Consider the following 4,540-nt stretch of genomic DNA (forward strand, 5'->3'; position numbering starts at 1 on the left):
CAGATCAAGGCCATGATGAACGCGCCGCGTCGCGCGATCAAGGCACCGGAACCGGTTGCTCCAGTGGTCAAAGCTGCTGCCGAGGGCACCTTGCACAAGCCGGCGGATAAAAAGCCAGGCGAGAAAAAAGACGAGAAAAAACCTGCCGTTACCGCAGACAAGAAGTCGATCAAATCGGCCAATGTTTCGTCAACCTGGCAGGACGATGCGAAAAAACGCGGTGCCGGCATCAAGACGCGCGGCAATACCGGCGGTGGCCGTGATGGCTGGCGCGCAGGTCCTAAAGGCCGCCGCGGTTCGCATCATGACGATCGCGAAACCAATTTCCAGGCGCCGACTGAAGCCGTCATTAAAGACGTGCACGTGCCGGAAACGATTACCGTTGCCGAACTCGCACACAAAATGTCGGTCAAGGCATCCGAAGTCATCAAGCATTTGATGAAGCTCGGCCAGATGTGCACGATCAACCAGGTGCTCGATCAAGAAACAGCAATGATTCTGGTCGAAGAAATGGGCCATACCGCCCATGCAGCCAAACTGGATGATCCGGAAGCACTGCTGGAAATCGGTGCAGAACATGCCGATATCGAAGCCTTGCCGCGTGCTCCTGTCGTGACCGTCATGGGCCACGTCGATCACGGTAAAACATCGTTGCTGGATTACATCCGTCGCGCCAAGGTTGCCTCCGGCGAAGCGGGCGGCATTACACAGCATATCGGCGCTTATCACGTCGAAACGCCACGCGGCATGATCACCTTCCTCGATACACCTGGCCATGAAGCATTTACGGCCATGCGTGCACGCGGTGCGAAAGCAACCGATATCGTGATTCTGGTGGTTGCAGCTGACGATGGCGTGATGCCGCAAACCAAGGAAGCGATTGCGCATGCGAAAGCAGCGGGCGTGCCTCTGGTCGTGGCGATCAACAAGATAGACAAGCCGGGTGCCAACCTGGATCGCGTCAAGCAGGAACTGGTTGCCGAACAAGTGGTGCCGGAAGAATACGGCGGCGATTCACCATTCATCGGCGTGTCTGCCAAAACAGGCGAAGGTATAGATACGCTGCTCGAACAGGTATTGCTGCAAGCTGAAGTGCTGGAACTGAAAGCACCGGTCGCCGCTCCTGCGCGCGGTTTGGTGGTGGAAGCCAAGCTCGACAAGGGTCGCGGTCCGGTGGCGACGATACTGGTGCAATCGGGTACCCTGAAACGCGGCGACGTCGTGCTGGCAGGTTCTGCTTACGGTCGCGTTCGTGCGATGCTGGACGAAAACGGCAAGAGCATTTCCGAGGCCGGTCCTTCGATACCAGTCGAAATCCAGGGCTTGACCGAAGTGCCGAACGCCGGCGAAGAAGTCATGGTCATGGCTGACGAGCGCAAGGCGCGCGAAATCGGCTTGTTCCGTCAAGGTAAGTTCCGCGACGTGAAACTGGCCAAGCAGCAGGCGGCGAAACTGGAAAACATGTTCGAGAACATGGGCGAAGGCGAAGTCAAGAACCTGCCTATGATCATCAAGACCGACGTGCAGGGTTCGCAGGAAGCATTGGTTGGTTCGCTGCAAAAACTCTCCACCAGCGAAGTGCGCGTGCAAGTCGTGCATGCAGCGGTGGGTGGCATTTCCGAGTCCGACGTCAACCTGGCGGTCGCCTCGAAAGCGGTCATCATCGGCTTCAACACGCGTGCCGATGCATCCGCCCGCAAGCTGGCTGAAGCCAACGGTGTTGATATTCGCTACTACAACATCATTTACGATGCAGTAGACGAGATCAAGGCGGCGATGTCCGGCATGCTGTCACCAGAGAAGCGCGAAAATGCGCTGGGTCTGGTCGAGATACGCCAGGTTATCCTGGTCAGCAAAGTCGGCGCCATTGCCGGTTGCTATGTGCTCGAAGGCCTGGTCAAACGCGGTTCATCGGTACGCCTGTTGCGTGACAACGTGGTGGTCTGGACCGGTGAACTCGATTCCCTGAAACGCTTCAAGGATGACGTGAAGGATGTCAAAGCCGGTTTCGAATGCGGCTTGACGCTGAAAAACTTCAACGACATCAAGGAAGGCGATCAACTCGAAGTCTTCGAAGTGCAGGAAATCGCGCGTACGCTGTAAGGCTAGGCTATACGCAGCAGAGGGTCGCCTGATACGGCGCCCTGTACCACATGATCGCATCGGCCGGCCTCGCTGTCTGCCGATGCGAACTTACTTTTGCTTCACCCGTTGTATCGAAGAAATTTATGGCCAAACACAGTAAATCCATCCCCGGACGCGGTCTGCGCGTCGCAGACCAGATCCAGCGCGATCTGTCTGAAATCGTCGCGTTCGAGTTGAAAGACCCGCGCGTCGGGATGATCACGATTACCGAAGTGCAGGTCACGCCGGATTACGCGCATGCCAAAGTGTTTTTCACTATGCTGAGCGATAACAAGGAAGAGATCAAGAATACGGTAGCCGGCCTGACTGCGGCTTCCGGCTATATACGTGGCCAACTCGGTCACCGCCTGTCCATCCATACCTTGCCGCAACTGCATTTCGTGCATGACACATCGACTGCGCGCGGGATCGAAATGTCCAAGCTGATTGACGAAGCCAATGCCACGCGTGCCAAGGATGCGGAAGACTGATCTTCCCGCTTCTGTGCCTGTCCGCATGCGGGCACCTGTTACATTTTCCCTAGCCTCAAATCCGGCGGATTATTCCGCCTGAGCGAGCACCATCGCATTTCCCTCGAGCCCATCATGGCGACAAATCAAATCAAGAAAAAACGCGTGCCGGTACACGGCGTGCTGCTGCTCGACAAACAGGTGGGCGTATCCAGCAACGATGCCTTGATCAAGGCGAAGTGGTTGTTGAATGCACTCAAGGCCGGGCATACCGGCACGCTGGATCCGTTTGCGACCGGTTTGCTGCCGCTGTGTTTTGGCGAGGCAACCAAGTTCGCGCAGGATTTGCTCGAGGCTGACAAGACGTATGAAACAGTGGTCCATCTCGGCATCACGACCACCACTGGCGACACTGAAGGCGAGGTCATCGAGACGCGCGATGTCAATGTGACGCGGGCGCAGATAGATGCGGTGCTGGCGCAATTTCGCGGCGATATCGCGCAGGTGCCGCCGATGTATTCCGCGCTCAAGCGCGATGGCAAGCCCTTGTATGAATATGCGCGTGCCGGCATCACGCTGGAACGCGAGGCGCGTCCGGTGACTATCCATCTGCTGGAATTCATCGATTTTCAGGCGCCGTATCTGACCTTGCGCGTGCGTTGCAGCAAAGGCACCTACATCCGCGTGCTGGGCGAAGACATCGGCGCGGCGCTGGGTTGCGGCGCGCATTTGAATGCCTTGCGTCGCATACAGGTCGGCGACTTGACGATCGCTGCGGCGATTACGCTGGAGCAACTTGCCGCAATGGATGCCGATGCGCGCATCGCAGCGCTGGCGCCGGTTGATGCCTTGCTGACATCGTTTCCTGCACTTCATCTGTCGGAAGAATTGGCCAGGCGCTTTTTGCATGGCCAGCGTCTGGCGCTGGGCAAGGAAGACGTGCTCGTTCCTGCAGGCGAGGGTCGGGTACGCGTTTATCGCGCCAGCGACAGCCAGTTGCTGGGCACTGGATTGCTGCAGGAATACAGCATCCTGGCGCCTGAGCGCCTGATCTCGACGGTAGAGGTCGCTGCTGTATAAACCGCATTTACAGACCGTCGCGACGGTCGCTGCACGCAGCCTGATCACCCCCATACAGTCACCAATTTGTCACAAAACCTCGGCAACTCCTTGAAACATCAAGGGTTTCCGGCTGTCGGATAGGCTAGCCGTGCTATAATCTGCGGCTTTCCAAATTCTGCACCACCAACCGTTAAAAAACGACCATGTCAAACACAAAACGCGCTATTCGTAACATTGCCATCATCGCTCACGTTGATCACGGCAAAACCACGCTTGTTGACCAATTATTGCGTCAATCAGGCACTTTCCGTGACAACCAGCAGGTTGATGCTCGCGTGATGGATTCCAACGACATTGAAAAAGAACGTGGCATCACGATTCTGTCGAAGAACTGCGCAGTTGAATACAAGGGCACGCACATCAACATCGTTGACACCCCTGGCCATGCCGATTTCGGTGGCGAAGTGGAACGTGTGCTGTCGATGGTTGATAGCGTGTTGTTGCTGGTCGATGCACAAGAAGGCCCTATGCCGCAAACGCGTTTTGTGACGCGTAAAGCGCTGGCGCTGGGCTTGAAGCCTATCGTTGTGGTCAACAAGATCGACCGCGAAAATGCCGATCCTCAGAAGGCAGTCAACGCTACTTTTGAATTGTTCGACAAACTCGGCGCGACTGACGAACAACTGGATTTCCCTATCGTTTACGCATCGGGCTTCAAAGGCTACGCAGGTCTGGTAGACACCGTGCGCGAAGGCAATATGGAGCCATTGTTCGACGCGATTCTGGAACACGTTCCTGCGCGTGAAGATGATCCTGATGCACCGCTGCAATTGCAAATCACTTCGCTGGAATACTCTTCCTACGTCGGCAAGATCGGCGTTGGC

Annotated in this window: 4 protein-coding genes; all 4 read left to right on the forward strand. The window is 56.4% G+C overall.

The genetic code is table 11. The features are described 5' to 3' along the window. Window positions 1–2,103 (forward strand): translation initiation factor IF-2 (gene infB / locus Q7T06_RS06495; protein ID WP_304782168.1); only part of this gene is annotated, 2,103 nt, incomplete at its 5' end. Window positions 2,104–2,228: 125 nt separating this feature from the next. Further along, window positions 2,229–2,615: a 30S ribosome-binding factor RbfA gene (gene rbfA / locus Q7T06_RS06500; RefSeq protein ID WP_304782172.1), complete on the forward strand. Its 387-nt coding sequence runs from the start codon at window positions 2,229–2,231 to the stop codon at window positions 2,613–2,615. A 114-nt stretch (window positions 2,616–2,729) separates the two neighbouring features. Continuing rightward, the gene (gene truB / locus Q7T06_RS06505) at window positions 2,730–3,674 is read left to right on the forward strand and encodes a tRNA pseudouridine(55) synthase TruB (RefSeq protein ID WP_304782175.1); all 945 of its coding nucleotides are present in this window, start codon (window positions 2,730–2,732) and stop codon (window positions 3,672–3,674) included. Window positions 3,675–3,859: 185 nt separating this feature from the next. Then, window positions 3,860–4,540: GTP-binding protein (locus Q7T06_RS06510; protein ID WP_304782178.1), on the forward strand; the 681-nt coding region annotated here is incomplete at its 3' end.

It is taken from the genome of Herminiimonas sp., assembly GCF_030645555.1.
Lineage (GTDB): Bacteria > Pseudomonadota > Gammaproteobacteria > Burkholderiales > Burkholderiaceae_D > Oxalicibacterium.

Coding starts and splice junctions, on each gene's coding strand:
- rbfA (WP_304782172.1), top strand. CDS start 2,229: ATGGCCAAACACAGTAAATCCATCCCCGGACGCGGTCTGCGCGTCGCA.
- truB (WP_304782175.1), top strand. CDS start 2,730: ATGGCGACAAATCAAATCAAGAAAAAACGCGTGCCGGTACACGGCGTG.